The following is a 24,196-nucleotide window of genomic DNA, read 5'->3' on the forward strand; positions in this document are numbered from 1 at the left end:
CATAATCACGCCTAACGCTTCACTGTATCTTCATCAACTGGTATTACTAGAGATCGATGGTCAATATCATCTGTCAATGGACTGCTGGTTCTTTATAAATTTCGTGGCAAAATCACTCCCATTTTTGCTATTGGTCATTGGTCGACGGGTTATGATAGAAAACTGGACAAAAGAATTTGTTATTCAGCGCTTGCTGGCGATTTCCTTATTGATCGTGCTGTTCATCTTATGTTTTCAAGTGATACAGTTTTTTATTGTGCCGGCATTGTGGGCGGCGATTTTAGCCTATGTGACTTTCCCCATTTATAAGTTTCTTCATGAAAAGATAAGGCTTAGCTCAGGATTTAGTGCCGCCCTTATGACGGTGAGCATCTCCTTAATTATGGGTATACCTCTTATTATGGGCTTGTTTGTCCTGCAACAAGAAGCGCTGAGTATCATTACTAACTTGGTCTATCGTGTGAAAGTGGGCTATGTTGATGTACCGGATTCACTCAAAGATTTGCCAATTATTGGTCAGCAAATTAAAGATATTTTGTGGAAAATAAATAAAGATCCTGAGGGCACGCTTGATGCCTTTCGGATGTGGATTCAGTCGCATTTGTATTATGGTAAGATTGCGCTAGATGTGGTGTTTAGTACCCTTGCTAAATTAGGGATGGCGCTGATGACGCTGTTTTTCTTTTATCGTGACGGCACCAGCCTAATCCGCCAAATCCGCCAAGCGCTGCGTAATATCATCGGTAATCGTATCGATGGTTATATTGATTCTGTCGGCACAACCACGCGTGCGGTGGTATATGGCATTGGGCTAACCGCATTGGCGCAGGCGTTACTGGCAGGCGTTGGTTATTATTTCTCGGGCGCACCGAGTCCTATTTTGTTGACGCTTGTGACTTTTGTTATAGCACTCATTCCCTTCGGAACGCCCTTTGCGTGGGGCGCGGTATCGGTGTGGTTGTTGAGTCAAGGACATACGACAGAGGGGATTGGCTTGGCGGTGTGGGGCGTACTGGTGATTAGTTGGGTGGATAATTTGATTCGACCTATAGTTATTAGTGGCGCGACCAAGATACCTTTTATTATTATTTTTATTGGGGTTTTGGGTGGTCTTACGGCATTTGGTTTTGTCGGATTATTCATTGGTCCTGTGGTGTTGGCGATTGGGCTTGCGGTCTGGCGTGAATGGATATCACAACATAAAAATGAGCTTTTTGCCCCAAAAGAAGTGGTATTAACCGAAAGCCAAGTACCGCTTTCGGTTGAGCAGGTAGAGATTGATATTACAGCAGACGATAAATAGTTAAGCTTAAAATAATGATACTCAATGATAAGTGTGTCGTTAAATAAAATGACTTGCACAACCTTTAATATCGCCTATTATATTTATGACACCTGATTAATAATAAACTTCTAATAATAGAGCCGAAAAGCCATGCCTAATACCAACGCTGATACCTTTAACGCTAATCAACTGGCTGATACTAATTTTACTAAGAGTACGGATGCACCAAATACGCGCGCGCTGACCATTATTGCGGATATCAATATTGCCAGTCTGAATGATTTTTTTAATGTAGAGACGCTTGGTGCTGAGCATGCACAAACGGTTAATATTATTACCGTAGCAGGGCGAGAGATTACGGCGCAATTGCTTGCTGATGTGCAGCCAGACGTGTTATTAATACGTTCGGTGACGCCCGTTAATGCCGCATTACTGGCGGACAATCACAGTGTGAAGTTTGTGGGTTCAGCGACCATTGGCACCGATCATGTCGATCAAGCTTATTTGGCGGAGCGCAATATAATTTTTGCCAATGCCGCAGGTTGTAGTAAGCATTCGGTGGCGCAATATGTAGTGACTTCTATTTTAACGTTACGTCCGCAATACTGGCAGCAGCCTTTAGTACTGGGTATTATTGGACTGGGTAATATCGGCAGTACACTGGCACAATATGCGGCGGATTTGGGCTGGCAAGTGTTGGGTTATGATCCGTTATTGCCAGAATCAAAATTTAATAATGCCAGTTTTGATGAAGTGATTGCCCAAAGTCATGCCATTAGTTTGCATGTACCATTAACGCATACAGAAGGTATGAATAGCAGCCCTTATCCAACCCATCATTTGATTGATGGCGCAGCGTTGGCGGCAATGCCAGCAGATACAATATTAATTAATAGTGCGCGCGGGCCGGTGATTGACGCAGCAGCACTTGAGGCTAATATTGATAAAACCGCTCGGCAAGTGGTGCTTGATGTCTTTGAACACGAACCACAAATTACTGAGCAGTTATTATCAAAGTTGACCATTGCCACGCCCCACATCGCAGGATATACCTTAGAAGGTAAGCTGCGTGGTACGCAGATGATTTATGATGCGCTATGTGAGCAATTTAATGTGACGCCAACGCTATCGATGCACCAACTGCTACCGGTTAATATGTATCAATGGTCGGAGCTGAAGCATAATGCAGACAGACTGGTTAAGTTTTATGACATTATGCGCGATGACCAGTTATTGCGCAAAAAAGTTAGCGATGGGCAGGTGAGTGGCGCAGATTTTGATCAGTTGAGACGAGATTATCATTTGCGCCGTGAGTGGCAAGCTTAAAATTAAACGCCGGTATGTAAGTGTTAGTATTTAACGATCAGTTTTTATAATTTATAAGCCAAGTAACTAATTATAATAAACAGTCACTAATAATGAGCAAAAACCGCTAATGAGCAAAAACCGCAACTCGCTTTCTTCTAGCTGCAACTATGCACCAACTATGACGCTAACCATGGCGCGTCAGCGTGCAAAAATGCTGCATGATATCCGGCAGTTTTTTGCTGAGCGGCAGGTATTAGAAGTGCAAACGCCATTGCTATCACAAGCGGGTAACACCGATACCTTTTTACAATCGGTATCGGCTAATGTGACTTATCAAGACCAACCCTGCACCTATTATCTGCATACCTCGCCTGAATTTGCCATGAAACGCATACTGGCGAGCTGGCAAGTTGCTATTTATCAGATTTGTCCGGTGTTTCGTAATAATGAAATCGGCACGCGCCATAATATTGAATTCACGATGTTGGAGTGGTATCAGCCGCATTATAATTTGGCAGATTTGGCTAATGAGTTGGGTGCGCTGCTTGAGGTGTTATACGGCTATCCGGTGATATTAAATCATTATCGTTATGTCGATGCCTTTATGGATTTTGTCGGTATTCATCCACTGACTGCAAGTATTGACGCGCTACAGGCAGTGGCTGAAGATAAAGGTTTAACGGGTTTTGATTTTTCGTCTGATGATACAAACAGTGATAAAGCCAATGATCAAGAAGACAGTCGGCAAAGTTGGCTGGATTTGCTGTTTAGCCATGTCGTTGAGCCAAATTTAGGTCATGACTTGCCGACATTGATTACCGATTATCCACCGGCGACGGCGGCATTAGCAAAAACCGCCCTTGATAAGGACGGTAATTTGGTGGCGAAACGCTTTGAGCTGTATATTAATGGCATTGAGATTGCCAATGCTTATGATGAACTCGCAGATGGAGGTGCATTACGGCAGCGCTTTGAGCAAGATAACGTATTACGTCGCCAACATAGCTTACCTGTAATGCCTATTGATGAGCATCTACTAGCCGCTTGTGATAATCTGCCGCCTTGTAGTGGTATTGCTGTTGGTATCGACCGTTTGTTAATGGTTTTAACGAGCGCAAAAAATCTACAAGAGGTTATCTCTTTTCCTAGCGATTTGGCTTAATTTTTTCTAAAAACAAAGAAAGATGATGACGACAGTTAGCCGCGCACCAATTTATTAAGCCCATCAGCAAATGCTTTTTTATCGCGGTCGCCATAAGGTTTTTGCCCACTCATTTGCTGCAATTCTAATACGCCAGTACCGCGCATGGTATCCATAAAATCGCGCATATTCAGCTTTTGCTTGATGTTATTTTTATCATAAATCAAACCACGCGTAGTCAGGACTTTGCCACCTTTATCTAGAATGTCGTTAGCCAATGGAATATCGCTAGTGATTGCTAAGTCGCCAGCTTTAATATTATCAACGATATAATCATCCGCTTTATCAAACCCTGACGGCACCACGGTCATAACCAATAGCAGTGATTTGCGCAGCTTAATGGGCTGATTGGCGACGAATATCGCCACCGTTTGCGTGCGTTCAGCCGTTTTGATGATTAAGTCTTTGGCAATCAGAGGTACGGCATCAGCATCAACCCAAATTTGCATTACTTTTTTGCCTTTTGGTCGTTACTTGTTTTGGTATCATTTAATTCGATGGTATTTTGTTTGGTGCTATCAGTTTTAGTATCTAGGTTATCGTCAAGGACGGATTCTTGAATTTCAGCAGCATTTGTACTATTTAGCTCAGCACTATTTTCAGTGATGACGCTGTTTGTTTTATCTAGACCCACTTTATTCGGTAGGACAGCGACCAGTTTGGCGAGTGCGGGCTCTAAATCGGCAACGTCATTAGTCATCAAAGTAATATGTGCGATTTTGCGGTCGTCACGTTCTTCTTTATGATAGCTGTGATAATGCATGCCATCGATAGCCAGTACCGCGCTGATATCAGGATATTGCCCCAATACATTAATCATAATGGAAGGGTGGATATTGTCGGTATCGCCCAATGGTAGTCCAACGACCGCGCGGATATGGTTTTCAAATTGGCTGGTAATCGCGCCTTCAATGCTCCAATGCCCTGAGTTATGGACGCGCGGGGCAATCTCATTGGCAAGCACATAGTCTTGTCCGCGCTCATCTTTGGTGACGAATAACTCTAATGCCATGACTCCGACATAATTTAAACGGTTCATCACTGTAGTTATCGCATTGGTGGCTTGCTGAAATAAATGACTGGTACCGACGGCTGGCGCTTGGGTTTTGGCAAGGATACCGTGATGATGATGGTTTTCTACCAAGTCATAGCAGCGCACTTGACCATCTTGCGCACGTGCGGCAATGATAGAGACTTCACGGCTAAAATGAATAAACCCTTCGGCAATCAGTGGTGCAGGCGTGGCGGTCAGGCTACCTTTACCACTCACCGCATCTTTCAGTTCTTGCCATGCTGCCTTAATATCACTGTCTTGCTTGATGACAAATTGACCTTTGCCATCATAACCGCCGCGACTGGTTTTAAGGACAATTGGCAATCCTAATTTGTCGCATGCCTGCTGTAATTCAGCTTGCGAGCTCACTGCCATAAATGGCACGGTTGCAATGTCTAAATCATTAAACATCTGCTTTTCTTTTAAGCGGTCTTGAGCGATTTCAAGGGCGATGGGCGGTGGAAACATCCCTTGTTTGCTGCCATTTGCGGATAAAGCTGCTAATTGCTCAACCGTTGCGGTTGGCGTATTTTCAAACTCTAACGTAAACACATCGGCGGCAGCAATAAAATCCTCTAACTGTGCGCTACTAAATACGCGACCATAAAGACTGGCAGGACAACTGGCATTGTCTTCTAGAAATACACAGTGATAGCCTAATGGCATTGCCGCTTCAGCAAGCATCATGCCGAGCTGACCACCGCCTAAAATACCGATAGTGCGAATGGTTTGGTTAATAGGATAAGCGTTGGCTGTGGTCATGATAGGCTCTTTGGGTTGGCAATGAATAGAATGTTTATTCAGTAAAATAAGAAATAAAAAGGCAGTTTAGAATGCTAAATTAAAATAGGAAAAGGTGCACTGTCGGCACCTTATACTGAGTAAAAAATTTATAACATTATCTATAAAAGCTATTTATGAAAAGCGATTTATAAATACTGCATGATAAAAAACAGCTATTAAAATAGGCAATTTAATTAGCTGTTAATAATACCGGGCGTTGGGCTCGCTAGAATCGTCGCCGTTTGCTCGTGGCGGAGATTGTGCAGCTTAGTGGCAATCAAATTATCATGCAGCGCTAATATCTGAATGGCAAGCAGTGCGGCATTATAAGCACCCGCTGAACCAATAGCCAGTGTTCCGACCGCAACGCCTTTTGGCATTTGCACGATAGACAGTAAGCTGTCCCAACCGCTCAGCATAGAGGATTTTACGGGTACACCTAATACCGGCAATGGCGTTTGACTGGCACACATTCCGGGCAGATGGGCTGCACCGCCTGCACCGGCGATAATAACGTGTAAGCCATTGTCCTTTGCGCCTTTCGCATAATCAAATAATCTGTCAGGCGTACGGTGTGCCGACACCACTTCGCATTCAAAAGCAATATCGAAATCTGCTAACAGTTGCGCAGCAGCAGACATGGTTGTCCAATCAGACTGCGAACCCATGATGATGCCAACTAAGGGTTGACCCGCAGGGGAGGTAATAGGACCGTGTGGTTCAGTAGCGTGGACAGGTGCGTTGCTCATAATGCGATACCCTCAAAAAGACCATCATACAAAAGTTTTGCCCCAGCCGTAAAGCCAAGTTTCACAGTTATTGAGAAAGTCAGTATAATCATTCAATATATAGCTATCTTTATTGGCAGTATTCGTTAACCGAGTATCGCCATTTTAGTCGTGGCGATATTGCACAAAGTTATCGGCATGCAGCGGTAATGGCTGCGCTGTATCAAGCTGATAACAAGTTAAATACCCACTATCGACAGCCGCAGAGTAATCCGTACAAATCACTTGAATACTAAGTGGCTCAGGATTGCCCGTTAGCCAATAATGCCCAACAAACACGGGTTTATGCGTTTTAATCGCAAAATTAATATTCTCCGCCATCGCATCGACTGGGATTTGTGCCAATCCGGATGCCGGAGCGCGAGCAATTTCATGAATTGTGCGAGTATTGAGCTCATCAAGCCACCAACGTACCCGAACTTGTGAGCGTTCTGCGCCATCTTTATCGACCATGATTAAGCCTTCAGGCAGGGCAGTTTCTACCCCTTTTAGCACGCGCTCTAACGCGTCATAAGGTGCAGAATGCTTTTGCGAGGTTAGAATCAGTGCTTCAGGCGTTAGGCAGTTATCAACCGTCAATAAAGGCTGTAGCACCGCCATGCTATCGACATCCCAACAGGCATGGACAAAGCAGCCAAATTCGGTTTCTAACCATAATGGAAGCTCATAAAACCGATTGAGCCAATAATGATGCAACTCAGAGCCGAAAGGTATTTCCGCTAAAAACGCTTCATGCTGACGTATATGTACCTCATTGTGTGAGCGCAGGTAATGTTTAGAGTCGCTGTCCTTGTCCTTGTCCTTGTCATTGTAATTAGGATGAGGATCAAGCGTCGCGAAAGCCAGCGCATTGTATTCATGATTGCCCATCACCGCATCGGCAACATCCGCATCTAACATCGCAAATACCGTCTGAAGCGTTGCCAACTGCTGAGCGCCACGGTCGATTAAATCGCCAATAAACAGCGCCCGATGTCCCTCTGGCGGCATATAGCACTCACCATTATGCACATAGCCCAATTGCTCAAGCAGACCCGTCAGCTTATCTGCATAACCATGCACATCACCAATAATATCTATAATCATAAATTGTCATCAAAAATCATAAGTTGTCATTATATTAGAAAATCTTAGAAAAACTGGCTGCGTTAAAAACTGTTTGCTCTAAAAACTTGGGGATAGTAATGCAGTAAAAAAGTGGGGCACAATTTGTGGTTGCAGTACAATAGTCGCAATCACCCCAAACGCGCCGCCCCACAGATGCGCCATATGATTGATATTTGAGCCGCCACGCTTATCCGCGTAAATACTATATGCCACATAAGCGACCGCAAATAAGATAGCCGGAATCGGAACAATAGCAAACAGATAAAGGGTTTCCCACGGTCTTATTAATATAAATGCAAATAATACTGCGGAGACACCGCCTGATGCGCCAAGGCTCAAATAACTGGCATTATTTTTATTCTTAATATAGCTTGGAATCATCGCCACAATAATAGCCAAGACATAAAAAATCACAAAGCCATAACCGCCCAAAAATTGCTGATATAAGCCTTCAATAGCACGACCAAAAAAGTACAACGTAAACATATTAAACAGCAAATGCATACTATCGGCATGAATAAAGCCATGGGTCACAAAGCGATCCCACTGACCATTCGCTATCGCTGGCGGATAAAAAATCAATCGATTAAACAGCGCTTTATTTTGCCACGCTAATAAGCTGACAATAACCGTGATGATAATAATAAGCGTCGTATGGTCAAACAAATTATAATCCTTAGGCCAAGCCTGATGAATAAAAACATCAACAGCCCAATGGCAATCGCTGAATAGCAGTCAGTAAATCATCGTTAAAACAATATATCGTTAAAACAGTATAAAGCACGAGTATAGCAATAATAGTCATAAACACTGGCGTAAATAGGACGCAAGCGTTCAGCATTTCACTATCATCTTAGATAGTTTAAAGTTAAATCACAATTATGCACGAACAGAATTTACATACCCATACAAAATAAGCCCGATGAATGGCTAACTTAATGCCGTAACCTTCTATATCCTGAGCATTCTGTCTCATGAACATTGTTTATGATGCAGTTATGCAGTACTTTATTCTTTTATGATTGCTATTTATATGACTATTTTTATATAGATAGGTAATTTTTAACATTTTTGGTTGTCGTACTTTTAGCTATAGTAATTTTAGCTGTCGTAATTTTGGCTATCGCACGTTTGGAAACTTATCCCTTTAACTCTCACACTGGTAAAGACCGTATTTATGAACATTATTAATCAACTAGAACAAACCGTCACGCCCGCAGTATTAGGCGCAAGCGGTAGCGTGGCACATATCAGTTTACTTGAGCAATTTTATGCCATTTTAGTTACCCGTTTAGCCGTATCAGAAATATACACGCAGCTACAGCGCAACGATCAAAGCTATATAGAGCCCTCTGTTGCACGCAGCATATTGTTTGAGCAGCTTTGGGTACAGCCCAGTCAACGCCATTTATTGGTACAAGAGCTGGCAACGACACACCATGTCGATGAAACGACGACAGAGCAATTGCTCATCAATGCGGCGTATTTGGCGTATCAAGAACTTAAAAATTTAGCAAATGGACAGTTTTTACCGGCATTTTTACAAATGCAGCAAGCCTCTGTGCGCCAATATTTACCAGTGTGGGCAGCAGCAGTGGTCTCGCCTGTGGTCGCGGTAGTCGCGGAAGAAACTGCCGTACAACGCACAGTGCTAGCAGCCGATGCACTACTTTATGATAATTATCAAACGCCAAAAGCTGCTGTCACCACCAATCAAGTGCTTGCTGCTGATAGTGTGCCCGTGATTGTTGAAGGCAGCGATGGGCAAGCCGCGATGGTTAGTAGCATTGATAGCATTGATAGCACCGATGCCATTCATGCCAATCCTGCAGATTATCGCGCGCCTGACAGTCATTCAAACAGCAGCCTTGCAGAAATACGGCAGCGTAATCAGCGTAATGATTTAATCGTACGCGCATTATTATTTGCCGCAGCATTAGGGGCGATTGCTTTAGTGTGGGTGTTGGTCAGCAAAAATGATGAAGTAGAACCGATAGTGCCAGTCGCCACCGCCCCTGTAGAGCCGGCGCCAGAAGTTGAAGAACCAGCGCCAGTATTGACGCCAGCGCAATTGGCGGTTAGCGTCGATTACAGTGGTAATTTATATTCGTGCTCAGCAACGGTTGGCGATATCGGCTTGCAAGATGTCCTTAAACAAGCGCTTTATACTAGCTTTGGTGACCAGTCCAATGCCTGTCAGATTACTGTGCAAGAAGGGGTCGCTACCACGCTGACCAATGTCAGTATAGACACCTTACCGAATGTGTTAATGTTGATGCGAACCGCGCCATTTTTGCGTTTGCAATTACAAAATGACAGCATGACGTTAGAAGCGCCAGACGAGACGTTATTACAGCGTTTGCTCGTTGATATGCACACTTTATTACCAGCGATGACCGTTACTACCGCCACAACGATCACCAACACGCAGCCGCCTGCAAACACTTATGATGAAACCTACAATAATAACAACTATAACAATGGTGCTTACAATAATGGGGCAGTGCCAAACAACGGTAGCGCACCCGCACCTATCACCACTGATAACAATATGATGACCAATCAGCCGAACCCATCATCTTTTACTGGCAATAACAGCAGTAATGATTCTGTTGCGCCGCCGTACCCCTCACAAAACAATCCAGCACCGCAATCGTCATCGCCAATGACGCCCGATACATCAGATTTAGAGAAGCCTATCTTTGCAGAACAGCCTATTATTAGAAAACCTGCGAATTAGGCAATAGTATCTCTAGTTAAGATTACCAATAAAAAATACTTCATATAAATATGCATGGATATGGAGTATTTTTGTTATCGATTGGTAGTCAATTCTAATTATGGTTACGCGTTGCAACTGAAACCTTACCTCTCGTATCATTTACACAACAGCGACTAGATTGTGACCTTTCCCTACACAACTCTATAATGTAAGCGTTACGCTGTTTGTTTTTAGCTAGTTTTTAGCTGGTCACTCATTTTTTTAAAATAAAGTGAAAAAAATAAGCAACTTTATATAAAACATTGTAAAAATGACAATGAAAATGAAACGATTATAATCGGAGGCAGTACATTATGGATATTATCAGTCATTTAACCCGAACGGTCAGTCCAGCAGTGCTTGGAGATGACAGTACGCCCGCTAAGAAAAATTTACTTGAACAATTTTATGCTATTTTTGCCTCACGTTTAGCAGATAAAGAAGCTTACGGGCACTTTGCTAATGAGAATATTGCACGCGACGACCAAGGTTTTTATGAGCGTGTGTGGACGGATGGTGGTGAACGCGACATCATCTCACGTGAGCTTGCCGCTGCCCATGATGTTGATGCTACAGCAGCGCGTGGTCTTATCGCGATGGCTGCGCCTTTAGCCTATCACGAGATTAAAAGCTTAGCGGGTGCTACCCCCGTACCGCAATTCTTGCATGACAATCGTGCTAATTATCAGTCTCATATTCCTGTATGGGCAAGTGCCGTTTTGCCTGCCGCTATGGTTGCGACTACGGCTGCGGCTGCTCCCGCTGGCACGCGGATTTCTGATACCGTTAGTATGGCACCGTTGCAACATACCGAAGAGCCAAAAGGCAACTTTATGAAAGCGTTGCTGCCTATTATTGGTCTGATTATTTTAGGGGCATTGGCTTGGGCGCTATTGAGAGGCTGTAAGGAAAATACCAATCCTGAGCCGGTTGGCACACCCATGGTAACAGAGCAGCAAGCTGGTACAGGCGATAATAAAACGGTCGCCTCTAGTATTGAGCCTGCCTCGTTGCGTATTGCAACCGGTGATGCGGGTGCATTATATGCTTGCCGTATGAACGTTGGTGATGAAACGCTAAAAACCACCGTCATGAACGCGATGAGCGCCACCTTTGGTGATGATGCGAATAAATGTAGAGCCGATGTTGATGGCAGCTTTGCCATGGATATGCCAGCCGCCGCCCAGCTGGCGTCTATTTTATCCATTATTAAAAGTGTTCCCAACGCCAGCATGGTGATTAAGGGTAATGAAATCACCGTTAATGCGCCAGATGCCACTACCTTGAAGAAGCTGGTTGCTGATTTGCAAGCTGCTGCACCTGCGATGACTGTCATCGCTGAAAAACCATTAAACTTACAAAGTGAGGTTGATAACAGTATAGCTGCCGCTGGAACGGCGATGGATAATCTTGGTGCAAACCCAAGTCCACGTGATGTTGCGCGGGCATTAAGTCTACAAGTCGTCCACTTTGGCGTCGATGAAGCCGTTATTCCTGATGCTAATAAGCGTCTGCTTGACCGTGCCGTTGCTTTAATGAAACAAGTGCCAGATATGAAGTTGATGATTATCGGTCATACCGATAAAACGGCTGACGCGGCTTATAATATGAAGTTATCACAAGAACGCGCGCAATCCATGAAAGATTACATGGTGTCGCAAGGTGCTGATCCTGCAAAACTCATGACCAAAGGTATGGGTGAAACAGACCCTATCGCTGACAACTCAACGGAGCAAGGTCGCTTCCGTAACCGCCGTATCGAATTTACGGTCTATGATGAATCTGCACAGAATAATAATGGGGTGGTGGCAACGGTAGGCAATGAGTCAGGTATTGCACTTGACCCAAATGCCAACGCTCAATAAAAATTATGTCTGAGTAACGCTTAGTTAATTAACTGGTATAAAATTAAAAAACCGCATCTTATGAAAGGTGCGGTTTTTTATTTGGACAAGTTTTTGAGGGATAAATAAGCGACCACTAATAATGAATTATTTATAGTTGGTTGGGTCTTTTAAGCCCGTATTATTATCTGTCGCTGCTGTATCCATTTGCGTCTCAAAAAATGTTTGCATGATATTATTTTTTGCCTGTTGCCAATGGTTAAATTGCTGGCAAGTCGATTCCAAATCACCTTGCCACCTTGGAATTTGTCCGCACATCGTTTTAATGCGGTTTTGATTGGGATAAGGCAAGTCTTGCGCCGCTTTAGCCGCTTCGTGAGCCGCAATGCGGTCGTTACAGACCAATGCAATATCGCAGCCTGCGTTAATAGCGGCATGTACGCGTGCGCTAATGTCACCCGCCGCAGATGCACCTGCCATCGATAAATCGTCAGAGAACAATACACCATCGAATTTTAGCTGGTCTCGCAAGATATCTTGTAGCCAAATTTTAGAAAATCCTGCCGGCTTATTATCCACTTGCGAAAAAATAACGTGCGCGGGCATTAACGCATCAAGCCACGGCAGCGTTTGGATAAAGGGTTGCATATCATGCGCCATAAGCTCATCTAAACTACGCTCATCAATCGCTTCTGCGACGTGTGAGTCCGGTGCAATACCACCATGACCGGGGAAGTGCTTGCCCGTCGTTGCCATGCCTGCCGCCTTCATCCCGCGCATAAACTGCGACGATAACGCCACAATAATTTGCGGATCAGCATGAAAGCTACGATCACCAATCACTTGGCTGATACCATCAGTATCAAGCACGGGGGCAAAGCTGACATCTATCCCTACCGTCAATACTTCAGCTGCCATTAAATAGCCACAATCGTAAGCGCACGTTAGCGCTCGACTGGGATCTTGGTCAAATAATTTACCTAACTCACCCATTGCTGGTAACGGCGTAAAGCCTTTACGCAACCGTGCCACCCGTCCACCTTCTTGATCAACGCCGATGAGAATATCTGCATTATGATGGCGTATATGGTCACAGAGTTCGCGTACCTGAGCCGCATCTGCTACATTACGCGCAAATAATATCACGCCCCCAACCTGTGCTTGTTTGATTAAACTCACATCTTCAGTTGTCAGTGCGGTACTATCGATATCAATCATTAAGACGCCATACATCGCGTACTCTCCAGAGAATTATAGGGTCTAGTCAGCTTTACAATAACAGCACTGCAAAATAACAACAGCCACCCATTACCGTAAGCGATCTATTATGCCAGTTATTCATTCGTGAGCATAACAATGCGCATCACTACGAGCTGATTGCTCATGAATAGCTTGGTAAAAAGTGACTAATTAAAGAGCGGCTAACTAAAGGGTGACTCATAAAATAGATATTTATCATCATATAATAGCTACAGATAACAGCTATGACAGAAAGTTTGGTATATACCGATATCGTGTGTAAGATTGTTTATACAGATTGAGACAGTGCGGTATAAATAGTCATGATAATATCGACTGCCTTTTAATATTAAATTGTCGGTGATATGTGCGCTTATTCGCACTTAGCTTAGACACCTATTATAATAACAATAATGCAAATTAATTTTATAACTTTATAGATTCACGTTTTTTTAATCTCTATAAATACAAACTGTAATCAACTATTTTTAAGTATCTTCGGTTTAATCGTACAATATTTTAATGGTACAACAATTTAACATCACAACTTAAAACAACTAGGTGTATATGATGAAAAAACAACCCGCGCAGTGGTTACTCAGTGTGGCGTCAGTGGGCGTCGCTGGACTTATTCTTACCCAAAGCTATGGTACTGCGGTGGCGAATACTGAAACCGGCAGCTTTGTCCAAACTCCTGAACAAAAACTGACCACGCGTCAAGTGGCAGCATTATTAGACCGTAGCCACTATTTAAATCAGCCCTTAGACAGCAAAATGGGCGCTGAGATTCTATCGATGTATATTGATAGTCTTGACCCCAATCACACGCTATTTTTACAATCTGACGTTGATGAGTTTAAAAAGAAATATGCCAATGACTTTGGTAATCGTCTGAAACTTGGTGACTTGTCGGCTGGCATTGATGTTTTTGAACGCTATCGTAAACGCTCGAACGAGTATTTTGCCTTATCAAAAAAATTACTCAAAACCAAGATTAACTTGACCGGAAAAGACACTATTATCCTTGACCGCGAAAAACTGGGACATTTTAAAACCAAAAAAGAACAGCAAGACTACTGGACACGTCAGTTAAAGTTTCAGCTGATTAGTATTACGTTAGGTCAAGAAGACGAAAAGGCGAAAGAAAAAGTATTTTTAGACGATCCAGATATCACTCGTGGACAAGATTTGGTGCGTGATGATAAACGTACCCCGAGTGAGATTTTGCTTAATCGCTTGTCGCGTCAGCAAGAGCAAATGCAGCGTCTTAGTGATGATGAAGTGATGGAAACGGTGTTGAATACTGCCATGCTTACCTACGACCCGCATAGCAATTATTATGCCCCTGTGCAAGCAAATGAGCTACAGATTCAGTCAAGCTTACAGTTAGAAGGTATCGGGGTTTCTATCCGTCCTGACCGTAAAAATCCAGACTATACGCGCATTGCAACTTTAGTAGAAGGTGGACCGGCATCGAAAGGCGGGCAGATTAAGCCGAATGATTTAATCATTAGTATTGCCAAAGATGGTAAGAACATGACCGATGTGGTCGGTTGGTCGACGCGTGAAATTGTCGGTCTGATTCGTGGTAAACGTGGTACACCAGTGACGCTCAAAGTACGTCAGCCTAACGCGCCTGAAGCCAGTGCCCGTACGGTAACGGTGATACGCGATATCATTCAACAGGAAGAATCGGGCGTGACTCAGCGTGTGGTTGAAATTCAGCGTCCTAACATTGATGCCACGCCTAAGCGTATTGGCGTGCTTGAAATTCCAAGCTTTTATTTAAACTATCGCGCGCGTCGTAATGGCGAAGATTATCGCAGTGTCAGTATTGATACTGAAAAAGCATTAAAAGAATTAAACAAACAAAATATTGATGGTTTGGTGGTAGATTTACGCAACAATCCAGGTGGCTCGCTCGATGAAGTTGCCAAAATGCTCGGTTTGTTTATCAAAAGTGGACCTTTAGTACAAATTCGTGATAACCGTGGCAATGTGCAAGTATTCCGTGATGATGATGGTGGTAAGCAACTATACGACGGTAAAATGGTCGTACTAACCAACTTAGCGTCCGCTTCGGCAAGTGAGATTTTTGCGGCCGCGATTCAAGATTATGGTCGTGGATTGGTGGTCGGTAACACCACTACCGGTAAAGGTTCAGCACAAATTCAACTCGATAATCTAGCACTGGGATCAGCGACATTAACTCAGCGTAAATTCTATCGTATCACTGGCGGTAGTACGCAGAATAAAGGCGTCGTTCCTGATGTTGAGCTGGTCAATATATATGATGATGCGACCTTTGGTGAACGTGCACAGAAAAAAGCGCTGCCTTGGGATACCATTAACACGTCACCGTATAAGCCTGAAGGTAAGTTTAGCGCCAATACCCTAGCGACACTGAATCAACAATCAAAAATTCGTCAGCAACAAAATCCACAGTTTGCTTATTTAAACGCCATTAACACCATTCGTGATATGGAAGATAGTAAAAAGCCCATTAATCTCGATATCAATAGTCGCCGTGCCAAGATGCATCTGGTTGAAAAGCGCTCATTAGAGGCTGAGAACCAACGTCTCAAAGCCACTGGTGAACGTCCTTATGCCAACTGGAATACGTATCAGGCGGCAATGGATGCGAAGTTTGAAGAACGTAGCCAAATGAAAGCGTTGGAACGTCCGCAGTTGCCAGAGGATGAAGCTTATATTAATGAAGCGGCTTATCTGATGCTCAGTGCGGATTCAACAGTGACTGTCAGCCCTGAAGAGCAGCTTAAGCTCGCTGCGGCAAAAAAATAACAGGCAAATAGCTAGCAAATAGAAGGCGTAAGCATATGCTTACACGCAATGACGCTACGACCTCTTACCAGCCGCCGACGAATCTGCGATGATAGCTTCACTGCACAATTTAATGATACTAGGGATTGGTATTTATAAATTGCTTCAGGGATGAACTGCTTATCATGGATGATAAGGCTGGAAGCCTGTTAGTGACAACCGACCTCGGGATTAGGTCAGTTGTTACATCAACAAGGATAGTGATACTATTATTATAGTATTGGATAGTGATAGTAATAAAAACCGTGTAACGCTTGCCGTTATACGGTTTTTTTACGTTTGAGCAACTATTTTGCTTTGGTTAATAAAATGCGTTTGAGTGAGTACTTTGGTTTATTTTATCTCAATGACCGCCCATAAAAAATGATTGCCCATAAAAAAAGCCAGTAGACGATGCTACTAGCTTTTTTAGGTTAAACGACGACACTCTACTCTTATAGTTAGTCGTCTGGTATTTAACACTTACTAACCATCATTTAACGAATGGGGATAAAATTAATGCTCAACGCCACCTGCACCATGAACATGACCATGGTTAAGTTCGTCTTCAGTAGCGCCACGTACTTCCTGAATTTCAACCTCAAAAGTCAGGCGCTTGCCTGCTAACGGATGGTTGGCATCAACGATAACTTCGTCATCAGTCACTTCAGTGACGGTTACTAGCATGACTTGACCGCCTGCTTCTGACTGAAACTGCATACCCGGTTGGATATCTTCAACGCCTTGGAAGTTGTCGCGTGGTACGTGTTGTACCGCTTGCGCTTGGTATTCGCCGTAACCGTCAGCAGGTTCAACGACAGCAGTGATGGTTTCGCCAGCTGATCTGCCTTCTAGTTGTTGCTCAAGACCAGGAATGATGTTGCTGTGACCATGCAGATAAGCCAATGGCTGACCTTCTGGAGACTGGTCAAGGATATTGCCTTCGTCGTCTTTTAGGGTGTAATTAAATTTGACGGCAGTGTCTTTTGCGATAGTAGTCATAAATTATCCTAAATATGTCGATATAAAAAATTAAATGCGGTTGCAATAAACCTAAAAAAGCCAATGATCAAGCCCAAAAGCCCTATTATCAGTCAATTATCATCAGTTTATTAGAGTAACTTTAGCAGTTAGCACCTTTAATTGCGATGGTATTAATAACTTTCAAGGTAAAAGTTATAAAAAATCATAATTAATATCAATATAGATAAAACTTTGCTAAATAAAGGTCATTATAGAGCGATGCCGATACTTAGTGCTGGTTGCGTTTTAGGGTGGGGGCTTTTACCATGATGATAAACATAACGATAAGAGATGACTATGACTCAAATAATTAAGCATTCTGCACACTTATCTACGAACGCGCACTCTACTGACATTCATTATTGTCTTAACTTCGAGCGCTTTTATGAGCATCTGATAGACGTCACACTGACTTTTACGGCTGATAGTGATACACCGCAGCTGTGGTTACCGGCATGGATTCCGGGCAGTTATTTGATGCGTGAATTTGCGCGTCATATTACAGCGGTGCACTATCAAATTACCGATAACAATGACAAGGATGGTGATAATAAGGATAGCAAATCCTACCGTGCCCAAAAAATTGATAAGCATACGTGGCAATTACCAGAAGTAAAAACAGGGCAGGCAGTAACCGTCAATTATGAAGTGTATTGTTATGATTTATCGGTACGCACGGCTTATGTCGATCAGCAGCGCTTGTATGGAAACTTTACTTCACTGGCATTAGCAGTGGAAGGACAGGAGCATTTACCGATACGTGTGAGTTTACTCGTACCAGCAGCATTTTTAGCGGATAAAAATGCAGACAATGTGGTGTTGGCATGTGGGCTAGAAGCTACTCATTTACGTAGCGTCAGTGAATACAGTGCTGGGCATGTCTATGGACTGTATGCGCACAGTTATGAGCAGCTAATTGACCATCCGTTTGAGATTGCGATTCAAGATAGGTTTGATTTTATTATTCAAGATAATAAGCATCAAACGCTCAGCCATCGCTTTTTTATATCAGGCAAGCACAGTACAAATATGGGACGGCTACAGCAAGATGTGACGAAGATTTGCCAGACGTATCTGAACTGGTTGGGAGATGCGCCATTTAGTGACTATACCTTTATGACTTATGCGAGCGGCAACGATTATGGCGGCTTAGAGCATATTAATTCGACCAGTCTGATTACCCCGCGCCGTGACTTGCCCAGTATTGATGAGCCGCAATTGCCAAGCGCCAGTTATCAGAGATTTTTAGGGCTATGTAGTCATGAATATTTTCATGCGTGGTGGGTCAAAACGGTACGCCCCGATGTAATGTTAGATGTTGATTTGCGTAAAGAAGCTTTTACGCCACTACTTTGGGTATTTGAAGGCTTCACATCTTATATTGATGATTTTATGTTGCAAGCGTCTGGAGTGATTGATAAAGCCAGTTATCTGACCTTACTTGCCGACCAAATCAGCCGTTATTATCAAACTCACGGACGAGCCCATCAAAGCGTTGCTGAATCAAGTTTCGATGCGTGGATTAAACTCTATCGTAATGATGAAAATACCGGTAATGCAGGGATTAGTTATTATAATAAAGGTGCATTGGTGGCGTTGTGCTTGGATTTAACTTTAATGGAAAAAAGTGCCGGTCGCTATCGTTTATTTGACGTGGTTAAGGCGTTTTATGAACAAGCGAAAGCCAATGATAACTGCCGAATTGGTATTAGTAGCGCCGATATGGGCACGGTCATTGGGCAGTTTATGCCAGTAGCAGATTGGGAAGAATTTGAGCGTCGTTATGTCAATGGGGTGGAGGAGCTGCCGTTAGAAAAATTGCTGACCGCCAATGGTATTAAAATCCATGCTGATATCAAAGACACGGCGGATAAACACGTCCCGTGGGGTATGCGCTGTAGTGAAACACCAGCTGGACTCAAAGTCAATCGCGTACAGCGTGACAGCATTGCCGCGAAAGCGGGAATATCTGCAAATGATGTGATTGTTGCTATGGACGGTATCAAAGCAGATAGCAAACAATTAGCGTCTTTGAAAACGGCACAGCATGATATTGACTGTCATCTGTTCCGCCGTGATGAGCTGCTGCGTGTTACCGTTGCGCCCAATGCGGATAACGAAAAATCAAGTCTAACCCTGTCCTATCCTCATCAAATAAATTTGCGTTTAGCAAGGATGGATAGTGTGGCGACAAGTGAATCAAATCACCGAGGGTCTGCACAGGCATGGGAAGCGTGGCTTGATGTGATACATAAATGATTGGGTTATGTGGTTACTCACTCGAGCGAAGCTTGTTAGGTATTGGAAATTTTAAAAAATTACTTTTCTAAAAATCCTAAGCAATAGTGAGAAGGGCATGAGTGGACTCCGTATCAATTGAGCTCATTCATGCCCTTCATTTATCATCAATATTAGCCAAAGCGTTGTTCTAAATAAGCAATAATATCATTGGATTCATACATCCACTGCACGTCACCGTTTTCTTCAATACGCAAACAAGGTACTTTGATACGCCCACCTTTCTCAGCAAGCTCACTGCGAAACTGCGGGTTGTTTTTTGCATCTCGAAGCTCAATAGGTGAATTTAATTGATGCATACGACGACGTACTTTGACGCAAAAAGGACAAGATTGAAATTGATAGAGTGATAAATTTTTACATGCTGCATTGACGTCGGCTTGCTGTTCCTCAGTGCGTACCATTGCCTTACCTTGAGTTAATACACTCATAGCAGCAATGATGCGTCCTAAACCTTCTCTTATTAAACTAACTAACATATAGACCTCTATGGATGGCATTTTGAATGATGACATCTTAAATTATGGTGTTTTGTATTTACTGAGTACTATCAGATAGTTTGTCAGTCTCTTTTGCATCAGCTGCGTTTTTAGCAATCCAATTTTGCATCAACTCAATCTCAGGCTGCTGCGCATCGATAATCTGTTGTGCTAATTTACGCATTTCCTCATTTTTGCCATATTTCAGCTCAACTTTTGCCATATCCACCGCGCCCACATGATGCGCTAACATACCGCGAGCAAACGCCATATCCGCTACAGGGTCAGCGATACCTGCCATCATCTCGCCATGCATGGCGTCCATACCATTAGCGTATGCCATTTGCATGTCTGCGGTTTCGGGCTTAGGCTTGACCGCGTCAGGGTGGCTGGCAAGCCATTTATTCATCACATCAATTTCAAGCTGCTGCGCGTCGATAACGTCTTGCGCTAACTTTTTCATGACTTCATCAGTGCCATATTTTAGCTCAATTTTTGCCATATCAACCGCGCCGCGATGGTGTCCGAGCATGCTTTTAGCAAAGGCGGTATCTGGGTCGTTATATGCCATACCTACCATCATTTCATCATGCATAGCAGTCATCGACTTGGTGTAGTCCTTTAACATATCAGACATTGGCGCTGCAGCTGTCATATCATGACCCGCATGCGCGTCCATCTCTGTAACGGCTTCAGCGTGTTCTACGTGTGCATCTTCAACCGCTGGCGCAACGTCTTCCGTAGGGGTTGCTTCAGTATTCTCATTAGCAGGTTGACAGCCAGTCAGTGCAAGCGCTACAGATATACTGGACGCTAAAAACGCAAAACGATAGGTAGAAATGGTCATGTGATATCCTTCACTTAAATGGGCTAGATGATGAGATGACGCGCTAGAAAAATCTAGTACATATATAATAAGGTATTGAATCTTAACAGATAAAACGCCCTCATTCAAAACCCAGTCTACTACAGCTTGTAACTGTACTGAGCGTGCTTGGCGTAATAATGAAACATGTTAATCATAGAGTATCTAAGCCTTAAATACCTAAGACTTTAAACAGACAAGCTCTAAATAACTGCTAACCAAAACCGTCTAATTATAAATCCCTAATTGCTCACAGCGCTCCGCATTTAAATGAATGCGTACAAACTCACCAACGCCTAATTCGCCAAGCTCAAACCCAGCTACCGACCAGCGAATGAGGCGCAAACAAGGCAATCCCACATGCGCCGTCATCCGGCGTACTTGGCGGTTTTTACCTTCGTAAATCGTTAACATCAGCCACGAAGTTGGAACATTTTTGCGTTCACGGATAGGCGGATTTCGTTGCCATAAGGTAATTGGTAAATCCGCTTCCTCGACTATTTTTGCGATGGCGGGTAAGGTTTTGCCATCTTTTAGCGTCACACCATTGGTAAGTTCTGCTAATTGTGCCGCTGTGATGATGCCTTCAACTTGCACTAGATAGGTTTTACCTTGCTTGGCGTTATTTTCAAAATTAGTCGCACGGGGTGGCTGCGTGATGGCTTTATTCACCCGCCCATCATTGGTAAGAATTAATAGCCCTTCAGAAGTAGCATCCAATCGACCCGCAACGCGTAGTGACTTATCGGTAAAATAAGGGGCAAGGGTGGTATGTGCATTGCCACCATCATCGCGAAATTGGCTTTGTACCCCATAAGGCTTGTTAAAAAGAATCAGGCTAGAGGTCGACATAAAATGGATATTCCTAAAACATAAATGAACTGCAATGAACTGAAACTATCAAACATTGGCAGAATAGCGAGTGGTGACCATTATAGCGGTTATCTACGCAAAATTATGATAGTTTCCAAGACAAAAAAACACCCCAATAGTATTAAACTGTTGAGGTGTTTTTTGCATTATCTTAAAGATATAAGCTTAAAAAGCCTTAAGGTGCAAAGCTATTTAAGTGCAATTACAATTATAATGACGCTAACGCCTCATTGAATAACTTACTTGGACGCATTGCTTGCTCAGCAAGTTTCTCATCAGCAAGGTAGTAGCCTTTGATATCGACAGGATGACCTTGAACGTCATTCAATTCTTTAACAATAGCATTTTCATTGCTGGTTAGTTTTTCGGCAAGTGGTGCAAACTGTGCTTGTAGCTCAGTATCTTTATTTTGTGCCGCAAGCTCTTGCGCCCAGTACATGGCAAGATAGAAATGACTGCCACGATTGTCTAATTCGCCCGTTTTACGTGATGGACCTTTGTTATTTAATAGCAGTTTTTCGGTCGCTTTATCTAGCGTATCCGCCAAGATTTGCGCTTTGGCATTGTGGTCGTTGGTTGCCAAATGCTCTAAAGATACCGTCAAGGCTAAAAACTCACCCAGTGAATCCCAACGTAAATGGTTTTCTTCTAACAACTGTTGCACGTGCTTAGGCGCTGAGCCACCGGCACCGGTTTCAAACAATCCACCGCCTTTCATAAGTGGCACAACTGACAACATTTTTGCACTGGTGCCTAATTCTAGGATTGGGAACAAGTCGGTGAGATAGTCTCTGAGGATATTACCGGTCACAGAGATGGTGTCAAGACCGCGAGCGACGCGCTCTAAGGTATAACGCATCGCGCGAACTTGTGACATGATTTCGATGTGTAGACCTTCGGTATTATAGTCTTTTAAGTACGTTCTTACCTTTTTGATCAGCTCATTTTCGTGTGGACGGTAAGAGTCTAACCAAAATACGACAGGTGTATCAGACTCGCGTGCACGGCGTACGGCAAGTTTCACCCAATCTTGAATCGGCTCGTCTTTGACTTGACACATCCGCCAAATATCGCCTTTTTCAACACGCTGCTCAAGCAATACTTCACCAGTATCAACATCAACAATACGTGCGATACCTGCATCGCTGGCTTCAAACGTTTTATCGTGTGAGCCATATTCTTCGGCTTGTTGCGCCATTAAGCCCACGTTAGGTACAGTGCCCATCGTAGTTGGGTCAAAATTACCATGCCATTTGCAGAAATTAATCATTTCTTGGTAGATACGAGCAAAGGTAGACTCAGGCATGACCGCTTTACAGTCATACATTTTGCCATCAGCACCCCACATTTTACCACCCGCGCGAATCATAGCAGGCATAGACGCATCGACAATCACGTCACTGGGTGAATGGAAATTGGTGATACCTTTTGCAGAATCAACCATCGCCAGACGTGGGCGATGCTCTTGACACGCATGCAAGTCACGTTCGATTTCTTCACGTTTACTGGCAGGTAGCTCGGCAATTTTTTCATACAAACTTGCCATGCCGTTATTGACGTTAACGCCTAATTCGTCAAATAATGCACCATGTTTTTTGAAGGCATCTTTATAGTAGATTTTAACCGCATGCCCAAATACGATAGGGTGCGACACCTTCATCATGGTGGCTTTTACGTGTAAGGAAAATAAAATGCCGGCTTCACGACAATCTTCCATTTCACGCTCATAAAATTCACACAGCGCTTGTTTGCTCATAAACATCAAGTCGATGATTTCTTTATCAAGCAACGCAATTTCTGGTTTTAAGACTTTGATAGTGCCATCGTCAGCCAAGCGTTCCATACGTATGGTACGCGCTTTGTCTAAAGTAAGTGACTGCTCACCGGCATAAAAGTCGCCACTGTGCATGTGCGATACATGCGTCTGCGACCATTGTTTCCATTCACCCATAGAATGTGGATGTTGACGGGCAAAGTTTTTAACCGCTTTCGGTGCGCGGCGGTCTGAGTTACCCTCACGTAGTACCGGATTCACAGAACTGCCTAAACTTTTACCATATCGCTGACGAATTGATTTTTCTTCATCCGTTTTTGGATCATCTGGAAAGTCAGGAATCGCAAAGCCTTTACCTTGTAATTCTTTAATACAGGCTTTTAATTGAGGAATAGAGGCACTCACGTTAGGTAGTTTAATAATATTGGTATCAGGGTCTTGGGTCAGTTTACCAAGCTCCGCTAGATTATCAGGAACGCGTTGTTCTTCGGTTAGGTAATCAGGGAATTCAGCCAATACACGCGCGGCAACAGAGATATCACTGGTTTCAACAGCAATGCCTGCGGTATGGGTAAATGCTTTAACAATAGGCAAGAATGATAGCGTGGCTAACGCTGGTGCTTCGTCAGTTTTGGTATAAATAATTTTTGACATGGTGGTATGACATTCCTTTAGTTATCGTTAATAATAAGGC

At 43.4% G+C, this 24,196-nt stretch carries 18 protein-coding genes; 7 read left to right on the plus strand and 11 right to left on the minus strand.

The window, feature by feature from the left end; all coding sequences use genetic code 11:
* The first annotated feature begins 151 nt into the window (after window positions 1-151).
* From AOC03_RS07970 to epmA, 3 genes are all read left to right on the plus strand, one after another.
* The gene (locus AOC03_RS07970) at window positions 152-1,303 is read left to right on the plus strand and encodes an AI-2E family transporter (protein WP_062534887.1); all 1,152 of its coding nucleotides are present in this window, start codon (window positions 152-154) and stop codon (window positions 1,301-1,303) included.
* 222 nt (window positions 1,304-1,525) lie between these two features.
* Window positions 1,526-2,611: a 4-phosphoerythronate dehydrogenase gene (locus AOC03_RS07975; RefSeq protein ID WP_237182085.1), complete on the plus strand. Its 1,086-nt coding sequence runs from the start codon at window positions 1,526-1,528 to the stop codon at window positions 2,609-2,611.
* A 109-nt stretch (window positions 2,612-2,720) separates the two neighbouring features.
* On the plus strand, window positions 2,721-3,755 hold the full coding sequence (epmA, locus tag AOC03_RS07980) for an EF-P lysine aminoacylase EpmA (protein ID WP_062534889.1): 1,035 nt from the start codon (window positions 2,721-2,723) through the stop codon (window positions 3,753-3,755).
* Window positions 3,756-3,790: 35 nt separating this feature from the next.
* Here epmA and AOC03_RS07985 read toward each other — a convergent pair whose 3' ends face one another.
* From AOC03_RS07985 to AOC03_RS08005, 5 genes are all read right to left on the minus strand, one after another.
* Window positions 3,791-4,243, minus strand: coding sequence for a YaiI/YqxD family protein (locus AOC03_RS07985; protein ID WP_062534892.1), 453 nt, complete (start codon window positions 4,241-4,243; stop codon window positions 3,791-3,793).
* Complete coding sequence (locus tag AOC03_RS07990) at window positions 4,243-5,610, minus strand: 5-(carboxyamino)imidazole ribonucleotide synthase (RefSeq protein ID WP_062534897.1); 1,368 nt, start codon at window positions 5,608-5,610, stop codon at window positions 4,243-4,245. The genes AOC03_RS07985 and AOC03_RS07990 overlap by 1 nt, the downstream gene beginning before the upstream one ends.
* Window positions 5,611-5,825: 215 nt before the next feature.
* Window positions 5,826-6,380, minus strand: a complete 555-nt coding sequence (gene purE / locus AOC03_RS07995) for a 5-(carboxyamino)imidazole ribonucleotide mutase (protein ID WP_062534900.1) — start codon at window positions 6,378-6,380, stop codon at window positions 5,826-5,828.
* A gap of 144 nt (window positions 6,381-6,524) precedes the next feature.
* Window positions 6,525-7,505 carry a metallophosphoesterase gene (locus AOC03_RS08000; protein WP_062534902.1) on the minus strand — a complete coding sequence of 327 codons (981 nt, stop codon included), beginning with the start codon at window positions 7,503-7,505 and terminating at the stop codon, window positions 6,525-6,527.
* A gap of 78 nt (window positions 7,506-7,583) precedes the next feature.
* Entirely contained in the window at window positions 7,584-8,192 is a 609-nt protein-coding gene (locus AOC03_RS08005; protein ID WP_062534905.1) for a rhomboid family intramembrane serine protease, read from the minus strand.
* A gap of 511 nt (window positions 8,193-8,703) precedes the next feature.
* Between AOC03_RS08005 and AOC03_RS08010 the strand changes: the two genes are divergently transcribed.
* Both AOC03_RS08010 and AOC03_RS08015 read left to right on the plus strand, forming a co-directional pair.
* Window positions 8,704-10,266 (plus strand): hypothetical protein, encoded by a 1,563-nt coding sequence (locus tag AOC03_RS08010; RefSeq protein ID WP_062534908.1) that lies wholly within the window; start codon window positions 8,704-8,706, stop codon window positions 10,264-10,266.
* Window positions 10,267-10,601: 335 nt separating this feature from the next.
* Window positions 10,602-12,152: an OmpA family protein gene (locus AOC03_RS08015; RefSeq protein ID WP_084785810.1), complete on the plus strand. Its 1,551-nt coding sequence runs from the start codon at window positions 10,602-10,604 to the stop codon at window positions 12,150-12,152.
* A 126-nt stretch (window positions 12,153-12,278) separates the two neighbouring features.
* Here the strand turns inward: AOC03_RS08015 and nagZ are convergent, their stop codons facing one another.
* Window positions 12,279-13,364, minus strand: a complete 1,086-nt coding sequence (gene nagZ / locus AOC03_RS08020) for a beta-N-acetylhexosaminidase (RefSeq protein ID WP_062534912.1) — start codon at window positions 13,362-13,364, stop codon at window positions 12,279-12,281.
* 576 nt (window positions 13,365-13,940) lie between these two features.
* Between nagZ and AOC03_RS08025 the strand changes: the two genes are divergently transcribed.
* On the plus strand, window positions 13,941-16,172 hold the full coding sequence (locus AOC03_RS08025; RefSeq protein WP_062534915.1) for a carboxy terminal-processing peptidase: 2,232 nt from the start codon (window positions 13,941-13,943) through the stop codon (window positions 16,170-16,172).
* Between the two features lie 534 nt (window positions 16,173-16,706).
* On the opposite strand, the gene AOC03_RS08030 is transcribed toward AOC03_RS08025, so the two are convergent.
* Window positions 16,707-17,192, minus strand: a complete 486-nt coding sequence (locus AOC03_RS08030; RefSeq protein WP_062534917.1) for an FKBP-type peptidyl-prolyl cis-trans isomerase — start codon at window positions 17,190-17,192, stop codon at window positions 16,707-16,709.
* 318 nt (window positions 17,193-17,510) lie between these two features.
* Between AOC03_RS08030 and AOC03_RS08035 the strand changes: the two genes are divergently transcribed.
* Window positions 17,511-19,472, plus strand: a complete 1,962-nt coding sequence (locus AOC03_RS08035; protein WP_062534918.1) for a M61 family metallopeptidase — start codon at window positions 17,511-17,513, stop codon at window positions 19,470-19,472.
* A 152-nt stretch (window positions 19,473-19,624) separates the two neighbouring features.
* Here the strand turns inward: AOC03_RS08035 and AOC03_RS08040 are convergent, their stop codons facing one another.
* The 4 genes from AOC03_RS08040 to AOC03_RS08055 all read right to left on the minus strand — a co-directional run bounded on the left by AOC03_RS08040 (window position 19,625) and on the right by AOC03_RS08055 (window position 24,156).
* Window positions 19,625-19,990 carry a glutathione S-transferase N-terminal domain-containing protein gene (locus AOC03_RS08040; protein ID WP_062534920.1) on the minus strand — a complete coding sequence of 122 codons (366 nt, stop codon included), beginning with the start codon at window positions 19,988-19,990 and terminating at the stop codon, window positions 19,625-19,627.
* 58 nt (window positions 19,991-20,048) lie between these two features.
* Window positions 20,049-20,837: a DUF305 domain-containing protein gene (locus tag AOC03_RS08045; protein ID WP_062534922.1), complete on the minus strand. Its 789-nt coding sequence runs from the start codon at window positions 20,835-20,837 to the stop codon at window positions 20,049-20,051.
* 246 nt (window positions 20,838-21,083) lie between these two features.
* A complete protein-coding gene (locus AOC03_RS08050) occupies window positions 21,084-21,707 on the minus strand; it encodes a pseudouridine synthase (RefSeq protein WP_062534924.1) in 624 nt (207 codons plus the stop codon).
* Between the two features lie 229 nt (window positions 21,708-21,936).
* A complete protein-coding gene (locus tag AOC03_RS08055; RefSeq protein WP_062534926.1) occupies window positions 21,937-24,156 on the minus strand; it encodes an NADP-dependent isocitrate dehydrogenase in 2,220 nt (739 codons plus the stop codon).
* Window positions 24,157-24,196 lie beyond the last annotated feature (40 nt).

The organism is Psychrobacter urativorans (genome assembly GCF_001298525.1).
Taxonomy (GTDB): domain Bacteria; phylum Pseudomonadota; class Gammaproteobacteria; order Pseudomonadales; family Moraxellaceae; genus Psychrobacter; species Psychrobacter urativorans_A.

Bases quoted from the DNA above. Each gene is read 5' to 3' on its own strand.
- AOC03_RS08045 (WP_062534922.1), bottom strand. From the start codon at position 20,837: ATGACCATTTCTACCTATCGTTTTGCGTTTTTAGCGTCCAGTATATCT.
- AOC03_RS07990 (WP_062534897.1), bottom strand. From the start codon at position 5,610: ATGACCACAGCCAACGCTTATCCTATTAACCAAACCATTCGCACTATC.
- AOC03_RS07985 (WP_062534892.1), bottom strand. From the start codon at position 4,243: ATGCAAATTTGGGTTGATGCTGATGCCGTACCTCTGATTGCCAAAGAC.
- purE (WP_062534900.1), bottom strand. From the start codon at position 6,380: ATGAGCAACGCACCTGTCCACGCTACTGAACCACACGGTCCTATTACC.
- AOC03_RS08035 (WP_062534918.1), top strand. From the start codon at position 17,511: ATGACTCAAATAATTAAGCATTCTGCACACTTATCTACGAACGCGCAC.
- AOC03_RS08000 (WP_062534902.1), bottom strand. From the start codon at position 7,505: ATGATTATAGATATTATTGGTGATGTGCATGGTTATGCAGATAAGCTG.
- AOC03_RS08010 (WP_062534908.1), top strand. From the start codon at position 8,704: ATGAACATTATTAATCAACTAGAACAAACCGTCACGCCCGCAGTATTA.
- AOC03_RS08040 (WP_062534920.1), bottom strand. From the start codon at position 19,990: ATGTTAGTTAGTTTAATAAGAGAAGGTTTAGGACGCATCATTGCTGCT.
- AOC03_RS08030 (WP_062534917.1), bottom strand. From the start codon at position 17,192: ATGACTACTATCGCAAAAGACACTGCCGTCAAATTTAATTACACCCTA.
- AOC03_RS08025 (WP_062534915.1), top strand. From the start codon at position 13,941: ATGAAAAAACAACCCGCGCAGTGGTTACTCAGTGTGGCGTCAGTGGGC.
- AOC03_RS07970 (WP_062534887.1), top strand. From the start codon at position 152: ATGATAGAAAACTGGACAAAAGAATTTGTTATTCAGCGCTTGCTGGCG.
- nagZ (WP_062534912.1), bottom strand. From the start codon at position 13,364: ATGTATGGCGTCTTAATGATTGATATCGATAGTACCGCACTGACAACT.
- AOC03_RS08050 (WP_062534924.1), bottom strand. From the start codon at position 21,707: ATGTCGACCTCTAGCCTGATTCTTTTTAACAAGCCTTATGGGGTACAA.
- AOC03_RS08015 (WP_084785810.1), top strand. From the start codon at position 10,602: ATGGATATTATCAGTCATTTAACCCGAACGGTCAGTCCAGCAGTGCTT.
- AOC03_RS08055 (WP_062534926.1), bottom strand. From the start codon at position 24,156: ATGTCAAAAATTATTTATACCAAAACTGACGAAGCACCAGCGTTAGCC.
- epmA (WP_062534889.1), top strand. From the start codon at position 2,721: ATGAGCAAAAACCGCAACTCGCTTTCTTCTAGCTGCAACTATGCACCA.